The sequence below is a fragment of the Rhizobium sp. EC-SD404 genome (assembly GCF_902498825.1).
Classification (GTDB): Bacteria; Pseudomonadota; Alphaproteobacteria; order Rhizobiales; family Rhizobiaceae; genus Georhizobium.
Window position 1 is genome coordinate 318,745 of record NZ_LR701459.1, and the last position, 23,674, is coordinate 342,418.

Consider the following 23,674-nt stretch of genomic DNA (forward strand, 5'->3'; position numbering starts at 1 on the left):
TGTCCGGTTTTGACGCTTCGAGTTGAATCGAAACGGCACAACGGCCAACATGAAACAGAAAGGGCGGGGATGCGATCGTTCGCATCCCCGCCCTGATTCGCGGCCAATTCCGATGAGGCTTAAGCGGCGCCGGCGGCCGAACGCGACTTCTCGAAGCGCTTGCGCTCGTTGGAGTCGAGATACATCTTGCGAAGGCGGATCGACTTCGGCGTGACCTCGACGAGCTCGTCGTCCTGGATCCAGGAAAGGGCGCGGTCGAGCGTCATCTTGATGGGCGGCGTCAGCTTCACCGCTTCGTCCTTGCCGGACGCGCGCATGTTGGTGAGCTTCTTGCCCTTCAGGACGTTCACTTCCAGATCGTTGTCGCGGGTGTGAATGCCGATGATCATGCCTGCATAGACCTTTTCGCCGGCGTCGATGATCATCGGACCTCGGTCTTCCAGGTTGAACATCGCGTAGGCGACGGATTCACCGGCTTCATTGGCGAGAAGCACGCCCTGAACGCGGCCGGCGATCTCACCCTTGTAGGCCTGATAGGAGTGGAACAGCCGGTTCATGATGGCTGTGCCACGGGTATCCGTCAAAAGCTCCGACTGGTAGCCGATCAGGCCACGCGTCGGCGCATGGAAGACGAGACGAACGCGGTTGCCGCCCGACGGGCGCAGTTCGACCATCTCGGCTTTGCGCTCCGACATCTTCTGGACGACGATGCCCGAATGCTCCTCGTCGACGTCGATGACGACTTCTTCGACTGGCTCCAGCATCTGGCCATTCTCGCCCTTCTGCATCACCACGCGAGGACGCGACACGGCAAGTTCGAAGCCTTCGCGGCGCATGGTCTCGATCAGAACGGCAAGCTGCAATTCGCCACGGCCGGAGACGTAGAAGGAATCCTTGCCCTCGGCTTCCTCGATCTTCAGAGCGACGTTGCCTTCGGCTTCCTTGAACAGGCGATCGCGGATGACGCGGCTCGTGACCTTGTCGCCTTCGGTGCCGGCAAGCGGGCTGTCATTGACGATGAAAGACATGGTGACCGTCGGCGGATCGATTGGCTGTGCCTGCAGCGGTTCGTTGACGGCCGGGTCGCAGAACGTATCGGCGACGGTGCCCTTCGACAGGCCGGCGATGGCGACGATGTCGCCTGCCTTGGCTTCTTCGATGGGCTGGCGCTCGATGCCGCGGAACGCGAGGATTTTCGAAATACGGCCGGTCTCGACAGTCTTGCCGTCGGCAGCCAGCACCTTGACGGCCTGGTTCGGCTTGATGGAGCCGGAATGGATGCGACCGGTGATGATGCGGCCGAGGAAGGGGTTCGCTTCAAGCAGCGTGCCGATCATGCGGAACGGGCCTTCGCCGACCGTCGGCGCGGGCACATGCTCCATGACGAGATCGAGAAGCGGTGCGAGGCCTTGGTCTGACGGACCTTCCGGCGCGGTGTTCATCCAGCCGCCGCGGCCCGAACCGTAAAGAATGGGGAAATCGAGCTGCTCGTCATTAGCGTCGAGCGCTGCGAAGAGGTCGAAGACCTCGTTCACGACTTCTTCCGGGCGGCCATCGGGACGGTCGATCTTGTTGATCGCAACGATCGGGCGAAGGCCGACCTTGAGCGCCTTGCCGACGACGAACTTCGTCTGCGGCATCGGGCCTTCCGCGGCATCGACCAGAACGATCGCGCCATCCACCATCGACAGGATACGCTCGACCTCGCCGCCGAAGTCGGCGTGGCCCGGCGTGTCGACGATGTTGATGCGATGACCCTTCCATTCGATCGAGGTCGCCTTGGCCAGGATCGTGATGCCACGTTCCTTTTCCAGGTCGTTCGAATCCATCATGCGCTCGGCTGTGCGCTGGTTCTCACGGAAGGAGCCGGATTGCTTGAGGAGCTCGTCGACGAGCGTGGTCTTGCCATGGTCGACGTGTGCGATGATCGCGATATTGCGCATGGTCATGGGAATGTCTCGGAATTGTGGGGCGCATGGGATATGAGCGCCAGCCTTCATTTGGCGCGCTCATACATGGTTTTTCGCAAGCGCGAAAGGGGCGCGCGCCGATCAGCGTGCTGCCCCGGTCGAGATCAGGCCGCGTCGGAGGCCAGCCCGCGCTTCCTGAGAAGGGCCTCAGGCGTCGGCAGACGACCGCGGAAGGCCGTGTAGGTTTCTTCGGGATCCACCGCGCCGCCGGCCGAATAGACATGCGTGCGCAGGCGCTGCGCCATCGAGGCATCGAACGCGTCGCCGGTTTCTTCGAAAGCCGAGAAGGCATCGGCATCGAGTACTTCCGACCACATGTAGGAGTAATAGCCGGCGGAATAGCCGTCGCCCGAGAAGATGTGCAGGAAATGCGGGCTGCGGTGGCGCATCTCGATGGCAACCGGCTTGCCGATGGCCTGCAGGCTTGCCGCTTCGAACGCGGCAGGGTCGTCGACGTCCGCGGCCGTGTGGTAGGCCATGTCGATCAATGCGGATGCCGTGTATTCCACCGTCGCAAAGCCTGCGTTGAACCGCGCCGCCGCCAGGACCTTGTCCAAGAGCTGCTGCGGGATCGGCTCACCGGTGCGGTAGTGGACGGCGTGTTTGCGTAGAATCTCCGGCACGGTCAGCCAGTGCTCGTAAAGCTGCGAGGGAAGTTCGACGAAGTCGCGTGATACCGACGTTCCCGACACGGAAGGGTAGGTCACGTCCGACAGCAGCCCGTGAAGCGCGTGGCCGAATTCGTGGAACAGCGTGCGCGCATCGTCCAGCGAGAGAAGGGCAGGCGAACCTTCGCGCGGCTTGGCGAAGTTCATGACGTTGTAGATCAGTGGCAGCTGCCCGCCATCCAGCCGGTGCTGGCTTGCAAAGGCGCTCATCCAGGCGCCGGAACGCTTCGAGGACCGTGCGAAATAATCGGCCAGGAAGATACCGATCGTGTTGCCCGAGCGATCCTTGACGGCAAAGGTCCGAACGTCCGGGTGGTAGGCCTTCACACCCTCCAGAAGCTCGAAGTCCAGATCAAAGAGCCGGCCGGCGACATCGAAAGCGGCCTCGGCGATGCGGTCGAGCTGGAAATAAGGCTTCAGCTCCTCTTCGGTGAAATCGAAGCGCTGGCGCCGCAGCTTCTCGGCGTAGTGGCGCCAGTCCCACGGTGCGATGGGTTCGTTGTTGCCTTCGGCAGCCGCGATGTCGGCAAGCGCCGCCTCCTCATCTGCTGCGCGGCGAACGGCCGGCTCCCAAACCGTCTGCAGCAAGGTGTTCACCGCATCGGGGTTCTTCGCCATCGTGTCTTCGAGCTTGTAGGCGGCGAAATTCTCGTAGCCGAGCAGCTTTGCCTTTTCAGCCCGGAGCTTGAGAATTTCGGCGATCAGCGGACGGTTGTCGGTCTCGCCCGGATTCTCGCCGCGCGCGGTCCAGGCCTTGAACGCCGTTTCGCGGAGATCGCGTCGTTCCGAGAAGGTCAGGAACGGCTCGATGATCGAGCGCGACAGCGTAACGACAAAGCGCCCATCGGCGCCACGATCGCTCGCCGCCGATGCCATGGCGTCGCGCACGAAGTCCGGGAGGCCGGCTAGATCGGTCTCGTCGAGAAGCATGTGCCAGGACTGCTCGTCGGCCAGCACGTTCTGGCCGAAACGCGCACCGAGCGTCGCCAGGCGTTCGTTGATCGAGGCGAGGCGCGTCTGCTCGTCGCCCTCCAGATTTGCGCCGGAACGCACGAAGCCCTTCCAGCTCCGCTCCAACACGCGGAACTGTTCGGTGCTCAAATCCAGCGTCGATGCGTTCTGGAAAAGGGTATCGATGCGCTGGAACAGCGGCTTGTTCATCGCAATGCGCGAATAATGCCGCGACAATTGCGGAGCGATCTCGCGCTCGAGTTCCTGAATGGCCGGGTTGGTGTGGGCGCCGGCGCGGTTGAAGAAGAGCGCCGAAACCCGCGACAGGCCTTTGCCGGCCAATTCCAGCGCCTCGATCGTGTTTTCAAAGGTCGGCGCTGCTTCCGACTGCGCGATTGCCTGGATTTCCGCGTCATGCGCCATCAGGGCCGCTTCGAAGGCGGGGCGGAAATCGTCGTCCTGGATCGCTCCGAAATTGGGAAGCCCGAAAGATCCGGACCAGTCGGAGATGCGGTCGTAGGCGATCGATGAAGCGGCGGTCATGCGTCTATCCAGCTTTGAGAAGGTGTTGATCAGCGATGTAATGATGATGTGATCGGAAGCAAGCGGCGAGCGTCTTGCGAAAGCGCATGGAGGATAATAAGTAAGGCTTACTTTATTGCAGGAAAAGTCCCATGTCACGCACGGTCGATCCAGATTCCCTCGGCTTCGTCATCACCGATGTCGGCCGTCTTCTGCGGGCGGCGGTCGAAAAACGCATTGTCGTCAACGGCACGGACATCACGCCGGGAGAAGCCCGAGCTTTGATCCACATTGCCGCGCTCGATGGTGGACGCCAGACCGTGCTGGCCGAACGTCTCGGCGTCGAGCCGATGACCGTTTCCGGCTATGTCGACAGGCTGGAGCAGCGTGGCCTGGTGGAACGCCGGGTGGACCCGAGCGACCGCCGCGCGCGCCTGGTCTATGCAACGGATGCCGCCGATCAGGTGATCGATGAAGCGCGGGCTGTCGCCGGATCGGTGCTCGGTGCCGCCATGGAAGGCGTGGCGCCTGCCGATAGGGCCGTATTCGAAACCGTTCTTCGCAGCATGAGAGGGTCGCTTCAGGCCATGCTCGGCTGCGATCGTTCTTCGAACGGGCAGGCCGCATGACCGACACCGTCGAACCCACCTCGAAACGGCCGCTGCCCCAGCCCGGGCGCATGTCGGAGCGGCGCACGAGCCTCATTTCCGCATTGCTGGTGGCAATCGGGCCCGTCTCGATGGCGCTCTACACGCCGGCGATGCCGGAGCTGGTCCAGGCCTTCGACAGTTCGAATGCTGCCATCAAGACCACGCTGACTGTCTACTTCGCCGGCTTCGCCGTTGCCCAGCTCGCCGCCGGGCCGCTTGCCGACGCCTTCGGCAGGCGCAAGACAACGCTCGGCTTCCTCTTCGTCTATCTGATCGGTGGCGTGCTTGCGGCTCTGTCGCAGACCGTCGAGACGCTGCTCGTTGCCCGCCTGATTCAGGGCGTCGGGGCTGCCGTCGGCGTCACGGTCGCCCGCGCCATCGTTCGCGACCAGTTCGCGGGCGAGCAGGCAGCGCGGATCATGAACATGGTCGGCATCATTCTCGCCATCGCGCCGGCCATGTCGCCGGCGATCGGCGGCGTCACTCTCAGTCTGGCCGGTTGGCACGCGATTTTCATGTTGATGGTGGGCTTTGGCGTGGTGTCGGCGATCATCGTCTGGTTCGCCATGCGCGAGACGGTCATTCCGAGTACCGCGCTGGCGCGGCCGGCCATGGTGATGCGCGCCTATCGCACCGTGCTCGGCAGTTCCGAATTTCTCTTCGCAAGCCTGACCTGCGGCTTTGCCGTCGGCGCGCTCTATGCGCAGGCAACCATCCTTCCTTTCGTGCTGATCGACAGGGTAGGGCTGACGCCGACCCAGTTCGGCCTGTCGATGTTGATGCAGTCGGGCTCGTTCTTCCTGGGCTCGCTCGTCGTTCGGTATTTGATGCGGGGCAGGAAGGCCGAAGCGCTCGTGCTGCCCGGCCTCGGCTTCATCGCCGGCGGTGCGCTGCTTTTGATCGCCCTGCTGCTGATTGCCGGGGCATCATTCTTCACGATCATGGTGCCGGTCGGCCTCGCCGCATTCGGCATCGCCTTCGTCATGCCGCACATGCAGGTTGCGGGGCTCGTTCCTTTCCCACACATCGCGGGTTCCGCATCGGCGATGATGGGCTTCATCCAGATGGGCTCAGGGCTGCTCGGCGGTTCCATCGCGGCGCTGATCGGCGATCCGGTGCTCGGGATCGGTGTCGTGGTTCCGGCCATGGCAGCGGTGGCCGTCGTCTCCTACGCAGCCTACCGGCGTACCCGGCGGCGGGTGCTGGCAAGGACTGTCGATCCGCAACCGATGGAACATCCAGCGCCGGCTGAGTGAGTCTTTCAGATGGCGTCGAAGGCCGGGTGGTAAGCGACGTTACCGGCCGGTGCGGACCCGGAAAACACGATGCGCTGAAAATATTCCGGCGGGACGTCGCCATACATGAGTGCTGTGTCGCTGCTGAAACCATAGCGACCGTAATAGCCAGGATCGCCGAGCACGACGCAGCCCGCCGCGCCTAAGGCCCTCACTTGGCGCAGGCCATCCTCGACCAGAGCGCGACCGATTCCGCGGCCTTGCCGGTCGGGATGCACCGAGATCGGTCCGAGGCCGTACCAGTCCGGTTGTTCGGGATCGATTGTCACGGCCGAGAAGGCGACATGGCCGACGATGCGTCCGGCTTCGACCGCGACCAGGGATATGACCAACGCCCCGGCATCGCGCAGAGCAGCGACGATCGCCGCCTCCGTGCCGGAGGTGTGCGGCGCACCTTCGAACGCGGCGGTCGTCAGCGCGTCGATCGCGCTCGCATCCCCGGCTGTTTCCGGCCTCAGTTCGAAGGTCATGCCCTATTTCGCAGCGCGATTGCGTGCTGCGAGCGTCCGCAGGCGCAGCGCGTTCAGGCGGATGAAGCCAGCGGCGTCCTTCTGGTCGTAGGCGCCACGGTCGTCCTCGAAGGTGACGAGCGCGTCCGAGTAGAGCGACTTGGGAGACGAACGGCCGGTGACCATGACGTTGCCCTTGTAAAGCTTCAGGGTCACTTCGCCTTCCACATGCTCCTGGCTCCGATCGATTGCCGCCTGCAGCATTTCGCGCTCGGGCGAGAACCAGAAGCCGTAATAGATGAGTTCCGCATAGCGTGGCATCAGCTCGTCCTTGAGATGCGCCGCGCCACGGTCGAGCGTGATGCTTTCGATCGCACGGTGGGCCGCCAGAAGGATCGTGCCGCCGGGGGTTTCGTAGATGCCGCGCGACTTCATGCCGACGAAACGGTTCTCGACGAGATCGAGACGGCCGATGCCGTTGTCGCGGCCGTAATCGTTGAGCTTGGCCAGAAGCGTTGCCGGCGACAGGCGCTCGCCATTGATCGAGACGGCATCGCCGCGCTCGAAGCCTACGGTGATGATCGTGGCCTTGTCGGGAGCAGCTTCCGGGGAAATCGTGCGCATATGCACATATTCGGGGGCCTCGACGGCCGGGTCTTCCAGCACCTTGCCCTCGGACGAGGAGTGCAGAAGGTTCGCATCGACCGAGAACGGGGCTTCGCCCTTCTTGTCCTTGGCGACCGGGATCTGGTGCTGCTCGGCGAAATTCAGAAGATCCGTGCGGCTCTTGAAGGCCCAGTCGCGCCAGGGCGCAATGATCTTGATGTCCGGGTTCAGCGCATAGGCGGAGAGCTCGAAGCGGACCTGGTCATTGCCCTTGCCGGTCGCGCCATGGGCGATCGCGTCGGCGCCGGTCTTTTCGGCGATCTCGACAAGGTGCTTGGAGATCAGCGGCCGGGCAATCGACGTGCCGAGGAGATAGACGCCTTCGTAGACGGCGTTCGCGCGGAACATCGGGAAGACGAAATCGCGCACGAACTCCTCGCGCACGTCCTCGATGAAGATTTCCTTGATGCCGAGCATCTCGGCTTTCTTGCGCGCCGGCTCAAGCTCTTCGCCCTGGCCGAGATCGGCCGTGAAGGTAACCACTTCGGCGCCAAGTTCGGTCTGCAGCCATTTCAGGATGATCGAGGTGTCGAGGCCGCCGGAATAGGCGAGAACGACTTTCTTGACGTCTTTCAGAGCGCTCATGGAATTTCCGCTTCGGAGAGATTGGCAGGGGGTCGAATGTGGCGCGCACTTTATTCAGAACGCGCCTCGACACAAGCCATCGGGGTCGCGTGACGTGGCGAATCGGGTGGCGGAAGGCCGGTTTCGGCGTTAGGGAACGCGCATCACGCTCAAATCCAGGACCGACCGTAATGTCCATCGTTCCCGACTGGCCGACGCTGGCAGCATTTTCTGCTGCCTCGATCTTTCTTGCGATCACGCCCGGACCGGACATGACGCTCTTCATCAGCCGAGCGCTTTCCGATGGAAGGCGGGCCGGTATTGCCTGCATCGCGGGCGCTATGACCGGATGCCTGGTCCACACGACACTCGTCGCGCTCGGCCTGTCGGCGCTGATCGTGGCGTCGCCGACGGCGTTTCTCGTACTGAAGATCGTGGGGGCCGGCTATCTGCTCTATCTCGCCATCCAGGCGCTGCGCCACGGGTCCACGCTCACCGTCGAAACCGGGCCGGTGCGCAAGCGGACATTCTTCAGCAATTGGGCCGTGGGGCTCGGGGTGAACCTGCTCAATCCGAAGGTCGCGCTGTTCTTCATGACGTTCCTGCCGCAATTCGTGTCGGTTCAGGATCCGAATGTCGCGGGCAAGCTGTTCTTCCTTGGCTTTCTGTTCGTCGTGCTGTCGCTCCCGATCGTCGTTGCGATCGTCCTCGGCGCCGAGCGCTTGGCCGACTGGCTGAAGCGAAATACGAAAGTGATGCGGGCCGTCGACTATGGTTTTGCCGGGATATTTTCGGCCTTCGCCATCAAGGTGCTGCTGACACAGGGCCGCTAGAGCAATTTCGCGTTTCCGAACGGTGAACCGGTTTCCACCGTACCTTGGAAACGCTTTAGGCGGATCTACTCCATGCTCGGCCCTGCAGCCTCGCGTTCCATGCGCCGCCGCTTGATCTGGCGGGGAAGCCATCCGCCGGCGTGACGACCCGCGATGAGCCAGTAGGCCACGCCACCCAGCATGCCGGACACGATGATGACGGCGACGAAGCTGATCGAGGGGTTGCTGTCCTGCTGCGGATTGAGGAGCAGGAAGGCCAGGCAGAGCGCGGCGACCACGCCACCAGACAGGCAGTAGAACAGCCAGCCGCGGCGGCGCTGCATCTCCGAATAGAGCGCGATGAACATCGCCGGTATCAAGGATGCGTATGCGACGAGGCCGGCAACGGTGAGCACGCCGATCAGGACGCTGATCCAGGTGCCGTCGCCGGTGATGTTGCGAACGTCCTCGGGCGTCACCGCCCGCGTCAGGAAGGCGAGCGTGGCGCCGGTGACGATGCACGCGACGAAGAATGCGAAGGCCATCATCAGCAGACGCAGAAAGAACAGGAAGAAGCGGTTCACCCCGTTTGCCTCACTCGGCGCCGTGTCCGGCGATCATCATGGATTCCAGAGCCAGTCTTTCCGATTTACGCAGCCGCTCCGATTCGGATTTCAGCTGACCGCAGGCGGCGAGAATGTCGCGGCCGCGCGGCGTGCGGATCGGGGATGCATAGCCCGCATGATTGACGAAGTCGGCAAAGCGCTCGATCTGCTCCCAGTCGGAACATTCGTAGGAGCTGCCCGGCCATGGATTGAACGGTATCAGGTTGATCTTGGCCGGAATGCCCTTCAGCAGCTTTACCAGATCGCGGGCGTCTTCCAGGCTGTCGTTGACGCCCTTCAGCATCACATATTCGAAGGTTATGCGGCGTGCGTTGGAGAGGCCCGGATAGTCGCGGCATGCCTGCAGCAAATCCTTGAGCGGATACTTCTTGTTGATCGGGACGAGCTCGTCGCGCAGATCGTCGCGTACGGCATGCAGCGAAATCGCCAGCATGACGCCGATTTCTTCGCCCGCACGACGGATCTCCGGCACGACGCCCGAGGTCGACAGCGTGATGCGGCGCCTGGAGATCGAAAGTCCTTCGCCGTCCGAGGCGATCAGCAGTGCCTGCTTCACGTTCTCGAAATTGTAGAGCGGTTCGCCCATGCCCATCATCACGATGTTTGAAACCTTGCGGCCCTCGCTCGGCACCATCGTGCCCGGTGCCGCTTCTACATCGGGGAAATCGCCCAGGCGATGGCGGGCAAGGATCAGCTGCGACAGGATCTCGCCGGATGTGAGGTTGCGCACGAGCTTCTGCGTGCCAGTGTGGCAGAAGGAACAGGTGAGCGTGCAGCCGACCTGGCTCGAAACGCAGAGCGTGCCGCGGCCTTCTTCCGGGATATAGACCGTTTCCACTTCGACGGGCCGGCCGGCGCCGCGTGACGGAAAACGCAGCAGCCATTTGCGGGTGCCGTCGTTGGAAATCTGCTCGTCGGCGATTTCGGGCCAACCGATGGTGAAGTTGGCCTTCAGGAGCGCGCGCATTTCCTTCGAAATGTTCGACATGCGGTCGAAATCGTTGACGCCGCGCATGTAGAGCCAATGCCAGAGCTGGCTGACACGCATGCGCACCTGCTTCTGGGGAACGCCGACATTGGCGAGCGCCTCACCGACCGCTTCTCGCGACAGGCCGACGAGATCGATCGGTTCGGCACGCACAGGCGCGCGCTGAGCCAGCTGTTCGCGCTGAGCTGGATCGCTGAGTTCGAGTGTCAAAGCCATGTCAATCTGCCGCTTTCCAATGCGAAGCGCCCCCGCAGATCAAGACTGCGGCGGCGCATTTTTAGCTTTAGCGATGTCGTTGGCGGGCCATGTATCACACATGGGCCGGATCGTCACCCTTGGACACTCAAAGGCCCAAGGGTAGCGCGTCCATCAATTGCAGTTCTGGATTTCGTTCAACGCCGCGGTGACGCCGGAGAGCGAATAGGAATAGTTTGTCTCGGTTCCGCGTCCCGAAACGGCCTGAACCGTCATGGAGGTGCCGCCGCGCATAGCGGTCACCAAGGCCGGCTCTTCCGCCGCATTCTCGACCCAGGCGGAATTACCACGTGAGAACAGCGTGAAGGCTCGACCGTCGACCGTAACGTTGACCTTCGAGGCATCCTGCAGCGGATATCCCATCATGGCCTGAGGTTCGTAGGAGACGTTCTGTCCCGGGCGCTGGGAAACGAGGAAGAAGTTTTCGCCGTGGTTTACGGAGCTTGGTTCCGAACTCGTCGGCACGGACAGGATGTAGCACACCTTCCCGTTGCCGCTGTCGTAGGAATAGGCGCCCCAAGCATTGAACTGATTCATGCGTGTGGGTGATTGGGCGTAGGCGGTCGCCGTTGTCGCCGCCGTGAGCGCGAGTGCGGTGAGAAGTGTCTTCACGAACATGTTATCCTGCCGGTTGCCTGATCAGAATTGACGAAGCGTCGTCCGCCGCAACGCCATTTGGCGGGCAAACAACACCGCTTCGGTTTAATTTTACTTAATCGCGGTTACCAAACTGTAACCCGCCGGTTTTTACCCGCGATCCCATGCTTCCTTCACGAATTCGCCGGGGACATGAAGAGGCCGGCAGCCACACTCTGCCCACCAGTTTCACTCATCGGCGGAAGGCCCGCCGATCCCAGCGGAAACGATGGCGCGACTATGCGGCAAAGAATTCGGCAACAGTTTGACCTTTGCAAAAAGCTGTGTACCTGTCTGGGCTTGGTGCCGGTCCGCAGACTTCAACGATCCCGCACCGCGTAAATCAGGACGACGCCCACGAATGACTGTCGAGTTGAATGAGCGCTTTGCCCGGCTCGCCCGAGCCGTAGCCTTCGAGCGCGACAAGACGGCGTTCGCAGAACTCTTCGACTATTTCGCTCCCCGTATCAAATCCTACCTGCTGCGCCTGAACATGCAGCCGCAGGAGGCCGAGGAACTGGCTCAGGAAGTGATGATCGTCCTGTGGCACAAGGCCGGTCTTTTCGATTCGACCAAGTCGTCGCTCGCCACATGGCTCTTTCGTGTCGCCCGAAACCGTCGAATCGATGCGCTGCGTCGGGATCGCGGTAAGGACCTCGACGCTGAGGACCCGTCTCTTTTGCCGAGTGCGCCGGAGCCGCCTGATCTTCTGATGGATGCGGAGCAACGCGACGAGCGAGTGCGCCGCGCGATGAGCGTGCTGCCGACGGAACAGCTCGAACTGGTCCGACTGGCCTTCTTCATCGGCCTGTCCCACAGCCAGATCGCGGAAGAGACCGGATTGCCGCTTGGCACGGTCAAATCTCGGATCAGGCTGGCTTTCGGGCGGCTGAAAAAGGCGCTCGAAGACGATCCGCGGATCGATACGGACGAGTGACGTCTAAAAATTCGTCGTTCAGAAGGTCGATGCCGTCCCTGACGCGTCGGGCTCTTTTCCGAGCGTTTCGCGGGCTGCGGCATAGTGCGCTTCGGTCATGTGGCTGCGCACTGCGGTGATCGCGGCGGCGAGAACCGCCAGATCGTCGCCGAAGCCGATGATGGCGATGAAATCCGGTACGAAATCGAACGGCAGCACGAAATAGGCGAGCGCAGCCAGCAGCGTTCCGCGAACGCGGGTCGGCGTCTTCGGGTCAAGGGCGCAATAATAGGCGGCGACCAGATCTTCGATGAACGGCACATGTTGGGCCGCGCGCCGCAGGGTTTCGAAGAACTTGGCGCGGACGCGGCTTTCCTGCTCGTGCTGGCCCTGCGTGTCTTCGACCGTCAAAATGTCGGCGATCTTCTTGTCGTCCATAGCCGTCATGCCTCTTCCAACTTCCAACCGCCTCAACAGATCGTGCCCTGAAGCGGGCTCTTCAAGTCTCCGTCAGGCGGCGATGGTGTCCATGAAATGCGCCAGTTGAATGTCCAGCCGGCTCACTCCGCCCACATCGTGGGTCCGAAGCGTCACGTCCACGTTCTTGTACACATTCGACCATTCGGGATGATGATTCATCGATTCAGCCTTCAGCGCGACGCGGCTCATGAAGCCGAACGCCTCGTTGAAATCGGCAAAGACAAAGCGCCGTTCCATCGCGTCGCCCGATGACGACAGCGTCCACTGGGGCAAGCCCGCCAACGCTTCGCGCAAGGCGTCTTCGCCTATCTTCTCGACAGTCATGATCGGTCCAACCTTCCGAGTTTCCGGCTCAGGCGAATGCTAGAGCGGACTGTAATAGGCGCTCGGCAAAAGACTGCCGATGCCCGCCGACGCGTTCGTCTCGTCGAGAGGAAACGCTTCTTCCGTCACATAGGGTCCGCCGCCGACCGAATCACGCGACGACATCAGGACGAAGCGGGTGACTGTGAATGCCGGCGTGTGGAAATCGCCGCGACCTTGAAGGTAGCGCACGACGTCGCTTTCTCTCGCCGTCTTGATCCGTGCCAAAGTCACGTGCGGCTTGAACTTGCGCGGATCGGCCGGCAGGCGCAACCGCTGACACACCCGTTCGATTTCGCCTTGAAGGGCCATAAGTTCGGTTGTCGGCGTGACGCCCGCCCAGATGGAATGAGGTTTCTTGGCACCGAAGGACCCGATGCCTTGGAGCCGCACCGGAAATTCGGTGCGGCGGATGCGGTCGAAGGCGTTGACGATCTCGTCGGCCGTGGGACCATCCACGTCACCGATGAAGCGAAGCGTGATGTGGTAATTTTCCACGTCGATCCATCGCGCGCCGGGAAGCCCGCCGCGTAAGAGGGAAAGCGACATGGTGGTGTCACGCGGGAGTTCGAGGGCAGCGAACAGTCTCGGCATGGAGATCTCCCCGAATCGAAAGGCACTCTCAGCGAATCATGCGGCGAAGCCGTCGACAATCCCTAAATCTTCGGCGTCCACTCTTGCCTTATTGAGGTTTGAACGCGCGCCTCAGGCGTCTGGTTTCAACCGCTGCAGCAATTCTTCCGCTGCAGGAATGAACCGTTCGACCATTACGTCGATGCCGTCTTCGTTCGGGTGGATGCCATCATCGAGATTGAGCGCGGCATCGGCCGCGACGCCATCCAGGAAGAAGGGGTAGAAAACGAGATCGTGCTTGGCGGCAAGGCTTTCAAAAAGGCCATTGAAGCGCTCGGCAAAGTCGGCTCCCATATTCGGCGATGCCATCATGCCCGCGAGCAGCACTTCGATGTCGCGCGCCTTGAGACGAGTTATCATCTCATCGATGTTCGCCTCGGTGCGGGCCGGGTCGATGCCGCGCAGCATGTCGTTGGCGCCGAGTTCCAGAATGACCGCATCCGTACCGTCCGGCACCGACCAATCGAGCCGCGACAGACCCGCCGAACTCGTATCGCCCGATACGCCGGCGTTCGCGATCACGACATCGTGTCCGCGTTCCTTAAGCGCCGCTTCGAGCCGAACGGGAAACGCATAGGCCGCGTCGAGCTGGTAACCGGCCATCAGACTGTCGCCGAAGCCCACGATCTGCAGCGTTTCGGCCCGGGATGCGGTCACGCTTGCCATCAAGGAGACACAGATTGCGAGGAGGAAAGCGGAAAGCCGTTTAACATTCATTGCACCGTTCCTAAATCTCTTTGCGGCCCTGTCGCGTAGACGCCGGGGCAGCCGCCATTTCCGGACATATAGGAAGCTTCCGTCTTGACCCAACACATCATCGATCTCGCCGACGCCGATCTCACCCTCGGAAACGGCGCTTCGTCGGTTCATGTCATGAAGCGGATGTCCCTCAAGATCACTGCCGGAGAATCTGTCGGGATCGTCGGTCCTTCGGGATCTGGAAAATCGACCTTGCTGATGGTTCTGGCGGGACTGGAAAAGATCGACAGCGGTGCGATCACGATCGCAGGTGCCGAGCTGCACACGATGAACGAGGATGCGGTTGCCGATTTTCGGGGCCGGCATATCGGCATCGTGTTCCAGTCCTTTCACCTCATTCCCAACATGACCGCGCTCGAAAACGTGGCGGTGCCGCTGGAACTTGCCGGCCGAAACGATGCGTTCGAGGTGGCGGAGCGGGAGCTTCGGGCCGTCGGTCTCGGCGAGCGTCTGTCGCACCATCCCGGCGAAATGTCGGGCGGCGAACAACAGCGTGTGGCGATCGCACGGGCGCTCGCCCCGTCGCCGGCCGTTCTGATCGCGGACGAGCCGACGGGAAACCTGGATGCCGAAACCGGCCGGCAGATCGCCGACCTTCTCTTCGCAAAGCAGGCCGAGCGCGGCACCACGCTGCTGCTCGTGACCCATGATCCCCAGCTTGCCGCGCGCTGCAACCGGCAGATCAAGGTGCGCTCCGGCGAGATCGTCGATGACGGTCTTGGTCAGGCACAGCCGGTTGCCCAGGCGCGCGGAGCCTATGCATGAGCCAGGCGACAACCAGCCGGGCGGCTTCGAGCCAGAATTTCAAGTTGGCCTTCCGTTTGGTGCTGCGCGAAATGCGCGGCGGCCTGTCGGGCTTCTACATCTTCCTCGCCTGCATCGTGCTCGGAACCGCGGCGATCGCGGGCGTCAATTCGGTGTCGCGGTCGATTACCGAGGCAATCGCGGCCGAAGGCCAGGCCATTCTCGCGGGTGACATTCGCTTCGAGATCGACAACCGACCGGCGACCGGCGACGATCTCGCCTTCGTCGAAGGCCTCGGCGATGTGGCGCAATCCGTCAATCTGCGTTCCATGGCCAGGCTCGAGGATGGCAGCGACCAGTCGCTCGTCGAAGTAAAGGCGGTGGACGAACTCTATCCGCTCTATGGAGCCCTCGTCACCGAGCCGGCGCTCGATTTCGATGCGCGGCATGGTCTTATCGACGGCGCTTACGGCGCGGTCGTCGCGCCGGTGCTTCTCGAACGCATGGGGCTTGCCGTCGGCGATCGCCTAACGCTCGGCAGCGAAACGTTCGAGGTGCGCGCCTCGTTGACCAACGAGCCCGATCTTCTGTCCGAAGGTTTCGCGTTCGCACCGCGTTTTCTCGTTTCGGTCGAAGCGCTCGAAGCGGCCGGGCTTCTCCAGCTCGGCAGCCTTGTCGAATATGTCTACAAGGTCCGCCTGCCGGAGCCGGCGACCTACGACCAGCTGCAGGCTATTCGCGACGAAGCGCGTGCGGACTATACGGATGCCGGCTGGGCGGTGCGTACGAGCGCCAACGCAGCGCCGCAGCTGACTGAAAACATCGAGCGCTTTTCGCAGTTCCTCACGCTCGTCGGCCTGACGGCGCTTGTCGTCGGCGGCGTCGGCGTGGCCAATGCCGTGCGGGCCTTCATGGATTCCAAGCGCGGCGTCATCGCCACCTTCAAGTGTCTCGGTGCGTCCAGCCGCTTCGTAGTCATGGTCTATCTGGTTCAGATCGGCATCGTGGCGCTCATCGGCGTTGCGATCGGCATCGTGATCGGCGCGATCGTGCCGTTCATCGCCGCGGCGTTTCTCGCCGATCTTCTTCCGATCGGCAGTGGTGTGTCGTTGCATCCTGGCGCGCTGGCTCTCGCTGCCGCATTCGGCCTTCTGACGGCACTGGCCTTCGCGATCCTGCCGCTCGGACGCGCGCAGGACGTGCCGGCAACGGCGCTGTTCCGCAGCCAGGGTTTCGACGGCGCCGGCTGGCCTGCCAAGCGCTACCTCGCGGCAACCGCCGTCACCATGGCGGTGCTGGCGGCGCTGGCGATCCTCACATCGTTCGATCGCTTCATCGCAATTATCTTCCTGGCTGCGATCGCATTCTCTTTCGTGGTTCTCCGCTCGGTCGCGGTGCTCATCCAGTGGGCGGCGAGGCGCAGCCCGCGGGTCAATTCCGCAGCGCTTCGGCTTGCAATCGGCAACATCCACCGGCCGGGCGCTTTGACGCCGTCGGTCGTCCTGTCGCTTGGGCTTGGTCTGGCGCTGCTCGTGACCCTGGCGCTGATCGACGGCAATCTGCGGCGCGAACTTGCCGGCAATCTGCCTGAGCGGGCGCCGAATTTCTTTTTCGTCGACATCCAGTCGAGCGAGATCGACCAGTTCAGGGAGATCGTCTCCGCCGCCGCGCCGGAAGGCGACGTCGACGCGGTCCCGATGCTGCGTGGACGGATCGTCGGAATCAATGGCGAGGTGCCGAACCCCGAAGATTACGCCGAGGGTCGCTGGGTTCTTCGCGGCGATCGCGGCATCACATACGCGCCTACGCTTCCTGCCGGCACGACGCTGACGGAAGGAGAATGGTGGGGCGAAGATTATGACGGTCCCCCGCTCGTCTCGTTTTCGGCCGAAGAGGCAGGCGAACTCGGACTTGGGATCGGCGACGCGATCACCGTCAACGTGCTCGGCCGCGAAGTGACAGCCGAGATCGCCAATCTGCGCGAGATCGAGTGGGAGTCGCTGTCGATCAACTTCATCATGGTCTTTTCGCCCAACACGTTTGCCGGAGCACCGCATGCCTGGCTGGCGACGCTGACCGATCCGAGCCTCGACGCGCCTGCGGAAGGGCAGATCCTGCGCGAAGTGACGAACGCGTTGCCGACTGTCACGAGCGTGCGGGTCAAGGACGCGATCGACGTGGTCGATCGTCTGGTGGAGCAGTTGGCCGTCGCGATCCGCGCTGCCGCGGCCGTGGCGCTCATTGCGTCGATCCTGGTGCTTTCGGGTGCGCTTGCTGCCGGAAACCGGGCACGGACGCACGATGCTGTGGTGCTGAAGACGCTTGGTGCGACGCGCAGCACGCTGATCCGCGCGTTTTCCTACGAGTATCTGATCCTCGGACTGGCAACGGCGATCTTCGCGCTTTTCGCCGGCGGGGTGGCCGCTTGGTACATCGTCTCGCGCATCATGACGCTGCCGTCGAGCTTCCTGCCGGACGTGGCGATATCGACGCTCGTGATCGCGATCGTGGTGACTGTCGGGATAGGGCTTGCCGGCACATGGCGGGTTCTCGGCCAAAAAGCGGCGCCGATCCTCCGCAATCTTTAACGTTCGACACACTGCGCGACTATTGGGCGCAGGAGGTTAGCGTTGCTGTCGCGGAAATCGGGGCCAGGCCCGGGGCCGGGGGTCTTGCTCTTGTCTCTGGGAAACCTCATATTATCCACAGGCATGCTGGAGCCCCGCAGCGGCGCCTGGGTTGGTCGATGACACGACCCGACACCGTTTCACTTCCGGGGCTTTGAAAGAGGAAACTATGGCTGACCTTCGTAACTACCAGACCCGCGCGGCCCCGGCCGGGACGCAGGCCGGTGCTGCGATCGACCAGGGCCTGCGCAGCTACATGCTGCGCGTCTACAATCTGATGGCTCTTGGACTGGCGATCACGGGTGTAGCTGCCTATGCGACATTCGCACTGGCACAGAGCAATCCCGCGTTCGCGCAACTCATGTACGCCAGCCCGTTGCGCTGGGTCGTGATGCTGGCCCCGCTGGCACTCGTCTTCTTCCTGAGCTTCCGCATTCAGAACATGAGCGTCGGTGCGGCGCAGACGACGTTCTGGATCTATTCGGCCGTCATGGGCCTGTCGCTTTCGTCGATCTTCCTGGTCTTCACGGGCCAGAGCATCGTGCAGACGTTCTTCATCACCGCCGCCTCGTTCGGCGCGCTGTCGCTTTACGGCTACACGACGAAGCGTGATCTGTCGGGCATGGGTTCGTTCCTGTTCATGGGCTTGATCGGTCTGGTCATCGCCATGGTCGTGAACATCTTCCTTGCCTCGAGCGCTCTGCAGTTCGCGATCTCGGCAATTGGCGTCCTGATCTTCGCAGGCCTGACGGCTTACGATACGCAGGAAATCAAGACGATGTACTATGAAGGCGACACAAGCGATGCCGCCGGCCGCAAGGCCATCATGGGCGCGCTTCGCCTGTATCTCGACTTCATCAACATGTTCATGTTCCTGCTGCAGTTCATGGGCAACCGCGAATAAGCAGAACACGGATAGATGGTTTGAAAGGGCGGCCTTCGGGTCGCCCTTTTTCGTTGAAGTATCGCCGTCGTGAGCGCTGGCATCGGCCCCGAAGCTGCGCTATCTGGCGAGCGACACCGCACTCAATGGTCCTTGCCCCATGTCCTTCTCGATCCGTCCCGCCACGCCCGCCGATCTCGATGCGATCACCGCGATCTATCGCGAGAATGTGGAGAACGGCACCGCGACCTATGAACTCGAGGCACCGGATCAGGCTGAGATGCAGCGCCGATTCTCGACGATCACGGGCAAGGGATATCCTTATCTCGCGGCAGAGAGCGCCGAGGGCGTTCTGATCGGCTACGCCTATGCGTCCGCTTTCAGGGATCGGCCGGCCTATTCCTGGCTTGTGGAGGATTCCATCTATCTCGCGCCCGAGGCCCGCGGCCAGGGCCTGGGGAAGGCGTTGCTGGAGGACTTGCTTATTCGGACAGAGACGCTCGGATTCCGGCAGATGGTTGCGGTGATCGGTGGCGCCCACCCGGCATCGGTCGGAGTCCACCGTTCATGTGGCTTCGACATGATCGGCACGATGCCGGGCACCGGTTTCAAATTCGGCCGCTGGCTCGACACCGTGATCATGCAAAAGGCGCTGGGCGAGGGCAAGGAAACGCCGGCGGAACTGACGCGCTATCCAGGAACGCTCGCGAACGGCATCGCCGGCCGCTAGCTTCTCACTCCACCCTATGGATCAGCCGCGGACGAGCTTGGGTTTCTTGTCCAGCACGCGCAGCACGGTTTCCAACTCATGTCCCCTTTTGAGGATCGTACCGTTTGCTGCCACCACGCTGAATGCGCCTTGGCGACGGGCATTGCGCGGGCATTTCTCGATTCTGTAAAGCGGCACCTCGCTGGTGCGCCGGAATGCGGAGAAAACGGCCTTGTCGCGCAGGTGGTCGAGCGCGTAGTCCCGCCACTCGCCTGCAGCGACCATGCGGCCGTACAGTCTCAGGATCGTATCGAGTTCGCGTCGATGGAACGTGACGGGAAGAGGATCGGTACCGCTCTTGTAGTCCGTCATATGGACGATAGTTGCGCCCTGATCTGGGACGTGATCCGTCATCGGGTCTCCTGGGATTTCCGACCTTGGCCATGACAAGCGTGTGACAGTTTGCCAGCGCATTGCCAAAATGCAAGGAAAAGAAAGCGTTAACAGGCCGATCACGAAAGGCGACGGACAGCCGCACCAAGTGAACCAAAACGGGGTTTTGAGCAGCTTTTGGCCGCAATTGAGCCGCAACGCCGCCCGATTTGGAGACGAGATTGTCATCGTTGCCTCAGACGGCTCGGTCCGGTGACTTTCGAATTCAAAGCCCCCCAGCCCCTCGAAACCGCTGGGCCGAGCCAACTCTCCGAAGCAATTTTCGAAAAGGTCGCTACGGCGGCCTTTTTTTATGGCTGGCGCCTAGTCGGACCGGCAATCATTTGGTTGTCGCCTAGGATTTGATGAGCGCAGCCCCGATAATGGCTCCCGGCGCGCGGTCGTCGACCATCCTCTGCAGCAGGATCGCGCCGTTTCGATTGTCCCAATCGTCGATCATCATATCCGGAAGCGTGATACGCTCGGCGTCCCCCTTCCATACTCCCACGATCTGAACTTCGCGCACGCTGTTCACATAGGTGTAGCTTGCGCCGTCATTCTCACCGGCTTCGATCGGTACGATGTTCTCGCGGTCGAATACGACCAGCATCACATGGGCCTTTCCCTCGCCTTCGCCGACATCGATGACGAGTGTGTCGTCGTCGTGGGCGACGTCGACATCGACGACGAGGCCACGGCCGTCTCGCTCCATGGCCGAGAGGGTGGTGTCGATATGGCCGCGTGAGGCGCCATTGACGTGGTCACGGCCATTGAGGACGGCCTGGGGGGTGTAGACGCTCTTGCGTTCGAAGGTCGTCGCATAGGCCTTCTGGCGGGCCGTGTTCTCGGGTGAGGCGAGCGTGTCCTTCCAGCCGAGATAGTTCCAGTAGTCGACGTGGTAGGCGAGTGCGATCACGTTGCCCTCAGCCGCCAGATCCGCAAGCACGGCGTCGGCCGGTGGGCAGGAGGAGCACCCCTGGCTGGTGAACAGCTCGACGACGCCCTCGGGTTTCTCTTGGGCCTGTGCGAGCGACTCGGGAAACGACGCTTGGCCCAAGGCGAGGGACGCCAGGACCAATGCGCGCGCAATTTCTGATCTGACCATCATCAACTTGACCATTCTGGCGCACGCCATGGCGCATGTCGCCCGGTTCTGAAGCGTCCGGGCTTCCCAATGCGCTCTCCAATCCAGAAAAACGCTACAGGCCGTGCGGATCAAGAAAAAGTCACGTTCGAGTGACGCGCGCGCCCCGAATTCTGCATCCGGGGCGCACTTTGATGTCGAAGCTTGAGGCCGCATCAAACGGCCTCAAGAGATATCAGGCAGCCAGGTCGCGCAGAACGGTCTGCAGAATGCCGCCATTTTCCATGTAAGTGACCTCATCGAGCGTCTCGACGCGGCTGATGATCGTGACGTCCTTGACCGTTCCATCGCCATAGGTGATGCGGGCGGTCTTGGTCTCACGGGGCTTCAGCTTGGTCAGGCCTTCGATGGTCACAGTTTCGTCACCACGCAGGTTGAGGCTTGCCCAGCTCGTGCCCTCTTCGAGAACGAACGGGATCACGCCCATGCCCACGAGGTTGGCGCGGTGGATGCGTTCGAAGCTCTGCGCGATTACGGCGCGTACGCCGAGAAGCACAGTGCCCTTTGCAGCCCAGTCGCGCGACGAGCCGTTGCCGTATTCGGCGCCGGCGAAGATGACGAGCGGAACGCCCTCTTCTTTGTAACGCATGGCGGCGTCGAAGATCGACATCTCTTCCTTCGACGGGTAGTGGATCGTGTATCCACCTTCCTTGCCGTTCGGGCCCATCATGTGGTTGCGCAGACGGATGTTGGCGAAGGTGCCGCGCATCATGATCTCGTGGTTGCCACGACGCGTGCCGTACTGGTTGAAGTCGGCAGCACCGACGCCACGCTCCATGAGGTAGGCACCCGCAGGAGATGCCGCCTTGATCGAACCGGCCGGCGAGATGTGGTCGGTCGTGATCTTGTCGCCGAGCAGGCCGATGACGCGCGCGCCGACGATATCGGTCGTGCCGCCTGCGCCCTTGCCCATTCCAACGAAGTAAGGCGGGTTCTGCACGTAGGTCGATGAATCGTCCCAGGTGTAGGTGTCGCCAGCCGGAACCTGGACGTTCTGCCAGTTCTCGTCGCCACGGAATACGTCGGCATACTTGCTCTCGTAAACGTCGCGCGTGACGTATTTCAGGATGAATTCCTGAATTTCCTTCGAGGTCGGCCAGATGTCGCGCAGATAGACCGGCTGACCGTCGGAGCCTTCGCCGATCGGCTCGGTGGTCAGGTCCTTCTTCACCGTACCGGCAAGTGCGTAGGCAACGACCAGCGGCGGCGAGGCGAGGTAGTTCGCCTGGACGTCCGGAGAGATGCGGCCTTCGAAGTTGCGGTTGCCCGACAGGACGCCAGCGGCGATGAGGCCTTTTTCGTTGATCGTCTTCGACACCGGAGCCGGCAGCGGGCCGGAATTGCCGATGCAGGTCGTGCAGCCGAAGCCGACGAGGTTGAAGCCGAGAGCGTCGAGGTCCTTCTGGAGACCGGCCTTTTCGAGGTAACCGGCAACGACTTGGCTTCCGGGAGCGAGCGAGGTCTTCACCCATGGCTTGGTCTTCAGACCGAGCGCGACGGCCTTGCGTGCGAGGAGGCCGGCACCGATCAGAACCGAGGGGTTCGACGTGTTGGTGCAGGACGTGATGGCGGCAATGGCGACATCGCCGTGGCCGAGATCGTAGTCCTCGCCTTCGACGGCATAGCGCACGTCGATCTGGCCGGGCTTCTTGTACTCTTCTGCAAGCGACGTTTCGAAGCCGGATGCGATGCCTTCCAGCGGGATGCGGCCTTCAGGACGCTTCGGGCCGGCCATGGAGGGCACGACGGTGCCGAGGTCGAGTTCGAGCGTGTCGGTGAAGACCGGATCGGCCGAACCGGCCTCGCGCCACATGCCCTGCGCCTTGGAATAGGCTTCGACGAGCGCGATGCGATCACGGTCGCGGCCCGAAACGGTGAGGTAGTTGATCGTTTCGGAATCGACCGGGAAGAAGCCGCAGGTCGCGCCGTATTCCGGGCCCATGTTGCCGATGGTCGCGCGGTCGGCGAGCGTCATGTTGTCGAGGCCGGGGCCGAAGAATTCGACGAACTTGGCGACGACGCCCTTCTTGCGCAGCATCTGGACGACGGTGAGCACGAGGTCGGTGGCGGTGACGCCTTCCTTGAGCGCGCCCGTGACCTTGAAGCCGATGACTTCCGGCAGGAGCATGGAGATCGGCTGGCCGAGCATGGCAGCTTCGGCTTCGATGCCGCCGACGCCCCAACCGAGAACGCCGAGACCATTGATCATGGTCGTGTGGCTGTCGGTGCCGACGCAGGTGTCCGGATAAGCGACGGTTTCGCCGTCCTCATCCTTCGTCCAGACGGTCTGGCCGAGATATTCGAGGTTCACCTGGTGGCAGATGCCGGTGCCGGGCGGAACGACGCGGAAGTTCTGGAAGGCCTGCTGGCCCCATTTCAGGAAGCGGTAGCGCTCGCCGTTGCGCTCGTATTCCTTCTCAACGTTGTTCGCGAAGGCCTGCGGCGTGCCGAATTCGTCGACGATGACCGAGTGGTCGATGACGAGGTCGACGGGAACGAGCGGGTTGATCTTCTGCGGGTCGCCACCGAGCGATGCCATGGCGTCGCGCATGGCTGCGAGGTCGACGACGGCGGGAACGCCGGTGAAGTCCTGCATGAGCACGCGGGCCGGGCGGTATGCGATCTCGCTGCCGCCGGTGCCCTTGTCGTCGAGCCATTTGCTGACATTGAGGATGTCGTTCTTGGTGACCGAACGGCCATCTTCATTACGCAGAAGATTTTCGAGAACGACCTTCATCGAGAAAGGCAGGCGCGAAACGCCTTCGAGGCCGTTGGCCTCGGCCTTGGTGAGATCGAAATAGACATAGTCTTTGTCGCCCACCTTGAGAGTGGAGCGGCAATTGAAGCTGTCGAGCGATTTGGACAAGTGAAACCCCGTCTTCGTCTGATCAGCCGAAGCTGCCGGGCGAACGCCTATGCGCTTGATCCCGTG

At 62.3% G+C, this 23,674-nt stretch carries 22 protein-coding genes; 8 read left to right on the top strand and 14 right to left on the bottom strand.

Features of this window, described 5'->3' with window-relative positions:
- Window positions 1-119: 119 nt before the first annotated feature.
- Window positions 120-1,949, bottom strand: coding sequence for a translational GTPase TypA (gene typA / locus GC125_RS02580; protein ID WP_151983839.1), 1,830 nt, complete (start codon window positions 1,947-1,949; stop codon window positions 120-122).
- A 125-nt stretch (window positions 1,950-2,074) separates the two neighbouring features.
- Window positions 2,075-4,132, bottom strand: coding sequence for a M3 family metallopeptidase (locus GC125_RS02585; protein ID WP_151983841.1), 2,058 nt, complete (start codon window positions 4,130-4,132; stop codon window positions 2,075-2,077).
- Between the two features lie 131 nt (window positions 4,133-4,263).
- Between GC125_RS02585 and GC125_RS02590 the strand changes: the two genes are divergently transcribed.
- On the top strand, window positions 4,264-4,740 hold the full coding sequence (locus GC125_RS02590; protein WP_151983843.1) for a MarR family winged helix-turn-helix transcriptional regulator: 477 nt from the start codon (window positions 4,264-4,266) through the stop codon (window positions 4,738-4,740).
- Window positions 4,737-6,017: a multidrug effflux MFS transporter gene (locus GC125_RS02595; RefSeq protein WP_151983845.1), complete on the top strand. Its 1,281-nt coding sequence runs from the start codon at window positions 4,737-4,739 to the stop codon at window positions 6,015-6,017. The genes GC125_RS02590 and GC125_RS02595 overlap by 4 nt, the downstream gene beginning before the upstream one ends.
- 5 nt (window positions 6,018-6,022) lie before the next feature.
- Here the strand turns inward: GC125_RS02595 and GC125_RS02600 are convergent, their stop codons facing one another.
- The gene (locus GC125_RS02600; protein WP_151983847.1) at window positions 6,023-6,526 is read right to left on the bottom strand and encodes a GNAT family N-acetyltransferase; all 504 of its coding nucleotides are present in this window, start codon (window positions 6,524-6,526) and stop codon (window positions 6,023-6,025) included.
- A gap of 3 nt (window positions 6,527-6,529) precedes the next feature.
- On the bottom strand, window positions 6,530-7,756 hold the full coding sequence (locus GC125_RS02605) for an argininosuccinate synthase (protein ID WP_151983849.1): 1,227 nt from the start codon (window positions 7,754-7,756) through the stop codon (window positions 6,530-6,532).
- Window positions 7,757-7,926: 170 nt separating this feature from the next.
- Between GC125_RS02605 and GC125_RS02610 the strand changes: the two genes are divergently transcribed.
- Window positions 7,927-8,568, top strand: coding sequence for a LysE family translocator (locus tag GC125_RS02610; RefSeq protein WP_151983851.1), 642 nt, complete (start codon window positions 7,927-7,929; stop codon window positions 8,566-8,568).
- A 65-nt stretch (window positions 8,569-8,633) separates the two neighbouring features.
- On the opposite strand, the gene GC125_RS02615 is transcribed toward GC125_RS02610, so the two are convergent.
- From GC125_RS02615 to GC125_RS02625, 3 genes are all read right to left on the bottom strand, one after another.
- Window positions 8,634-9,131, bottom strand: coding sequence for a hypothetical protein (locus GC125_RS02615; RefSeq protein WP_151983853.1), 498 nt, complete (start codon window positions 9,129-9,131; stop codon window positions 8,634-8,636).
- A 10-nt stretch (window positions 9,132-9,141) separates the two neighbouring features.
- Window positions 9,142-10,377 (bottom strand): dual-specificity RNA methyltransferase RlmN, encoded by a 1,236-nt coding sequence (gene rlmN / locus GC125_RS02620; RefSeq protein WP_151983855.1) that lies wholly within the window; start codon window positions 10,375-10,377, stop codon window positions 9,142-9,144.
- Between the two features lie 153 nt (window positions 10,378-10,530).
- The gene (locus GC125_RS02625) at window positions 10,531-11,034 is read right to left on the bottom strand and encodes an invasion associated locus B family protein (protein ID WP_151983857.1); all 504 of its coding nucleotides are present in this window, start codon (window positions 11,032-11,034) and stop codon (window positions 10,531-10,533) included.
- A gap of 379 nt (window positions 11,035-11,413) precedes the next feature.
- Here GC125_RS02625 and GC125_RS02630 point away from each other — a divergent pair, with 379 nt between their 5' ends.
- Window positions 11,414-11,989: a sigma-70 family RNA polymerase sigma factor gene (locus GC125_RS02630; protein WP_151983859.1), complete on the top strand. Its 576-nt coding sequence runs from the start codon at window positions 11,414-11,416 to the stop codon at window positions 11,987-11,989.
- Window positions 11,990-12,007: 18 nt separating this feature from the next.
- On the opposite strand, the gene GC125_RS02635 is transcribed toward GC125_RS02630, so the two are convergent.
- The 4 genes from GC125_RS02635 to GC125_RS02650 form a co-directional block, all read right to left on the bottom strand.
- Window positions 12,008-12,415 carry a YkvA family protein gene (locus GC125_RS02635; RefSeq protein WP_353617032.1) on the bottom strand — a complete coding sequence of 136 codons (408 nt, stop codon included), beginning with the start codon at window positions 12,413-12,415 and terminating at the stop codon, window positions 12,008-12,010.
- A gap of 63 nt (window positions 12,416-12,478) precedes the next feature.
- Window positions 12,479-12,772 carry a 4a-hydroxytetrahydrobiopterin dehydratase gene (locus GC125_RS02640; protein WP_151983861.1) on the bottom strand — a complete coding sequence of 98 codons (294 nt, stop codon included), beginning with the start codon at window positions 12,770-12,772 and terminating at the stop codon, window positions 12,479-12,481.
- Between the two features lie 39 nt (window positions 12,773-12,811).
- Complete coding sequence (gene thpR / locus GC125_RS02645; RefSeq protein WP_151983863.1) at window positions 12,812-13,405, bottom strand: RNA 2',3'-cyclic phosphodiesterase; 594 nt, start codon at window positions 13,403-13,405, stop codon at window positions 12,812-12,814.
- A gap of 111 nt (window positions 13,406-13,516) precedes the next feature.
- Window positions 13,517-14,161, bottom strand: a complete 645-nt coding sequence (locus GC125_RS02650) for an arylesterase (protein WP_151983865.1) — start codon at window positions 14,159-14,161, stop codon at window positions 13,517-13,519.
- 84 nt (window positions 14,162-14,245) lie between these two features.
- On the opposite strand from GC125_RS02650, the gene GC125_RS02655 reads away from it, so the two are divergent.
- From GC125_RS02655 to GC125_RS02670, 4 genes are all read left to right on the top strand, one after another.
- Window positions 14,246-14,968: an ABC transporter ATP-binding protein gene (locus tag GC125_RS02655; protein WP_151983867.1), complete on the top strand. Its 723-nt coding sequence runs from the start codon at window positions 14,246-14,248 to the stop codon at window positions 14,966-14,968.
- On the top strand, window positions 14,965-17,535 hold the full coding sequence (locus GC125_RS02660; RefSeq protein ID WP_151983869.1) for an ABC transporter permease: 2,571 nt from the start codon (window positions 14,965-14,967) through the stop codon (window positions 17,533-17,535). Before GC125_RS02655 ends, GC125_RS02660 begins: the two co-directional genes overlap by 4 nt.
- Window positions 17,536-17,743: 208 nt before the next feature.
- Window positions 17,744-18,478 (top strand): Bax inhibitor-1/YccA family protein, encoded by a 735-nt coding sequence (locus GC125_RS02665; protein WP_151983871.1) that lies wholly within the window; start codon window positions 17,744-17,746, stop codon window positions 18,476-18,478.
- A 139-nt stretch (window positions 18,479-18,617) separates the two neighbouring features.
- Window positions 18,618-19,187 (top strand): GNAT family N-acetyltransferase, encoded by a 570-nt coding sequence (locus tag GC125_RS02670; RefSeq protein WP_151983873.1) that lies wholly within the window; start codon window positions 18,618-18,620, stop codon window positions 19,185-19,187.
- A gap of 21 nt (window positions 19,188-19,208) precedes the next feature.
- On the opposite strand, the gene GC125_RS02675 is transcribed toward GC125_RS02670, so the two are convergent.
- The 3 genes from GC125_RS02675 to acnA all read right to left on the bottom strand — a co-directional run bounded on the left by GC125_RS02675 (window position 19,209) and on the right by acnA (window position 23,608).
- On the bottom strand, window positions 19,209-19,580 hold the full coding sequence (locus GC125_RS02675; protein WP_151983875.1) for a DUF2794 domain-containing protein: 372 nt from the start codon (window positions 19,578-19,580) through the stop codon (window positions 19,209-19,211).
- Window positions 19,581-19,953: 373 nt separating this feature from the next.
- Window positions 19,954-20,706 carry a DUF1223 domain-containing protein gene (locus GC125_RS02680; protein ID WP_151983877.1) on the bottom strand — a complete coding sequence of 251 codons (753 nt, stop codon included), beginning with the start codon at window positions 20,704-20,706 and terminating at the stop codon, window positions 19,954-19,956.
- A gap of 211 nt (window positions 20,707-20,917) precedes the next feature.
- Window positions 20,918-23,608 carry an aconitate hydratase AcnA gene (acnA, locus tag GC125_RS02685; protein WP_151987466.1) on the bottom strand — a complete coding sequence of 897 codons (2,691 nt, stop codon included), beginning with the start codon at window positions 23,606-23,608 and terminating at the stop codon, window positions 20,918-20,920.
- Window positions 23,609-23,674: the final 66 nt, after the last annotated feature.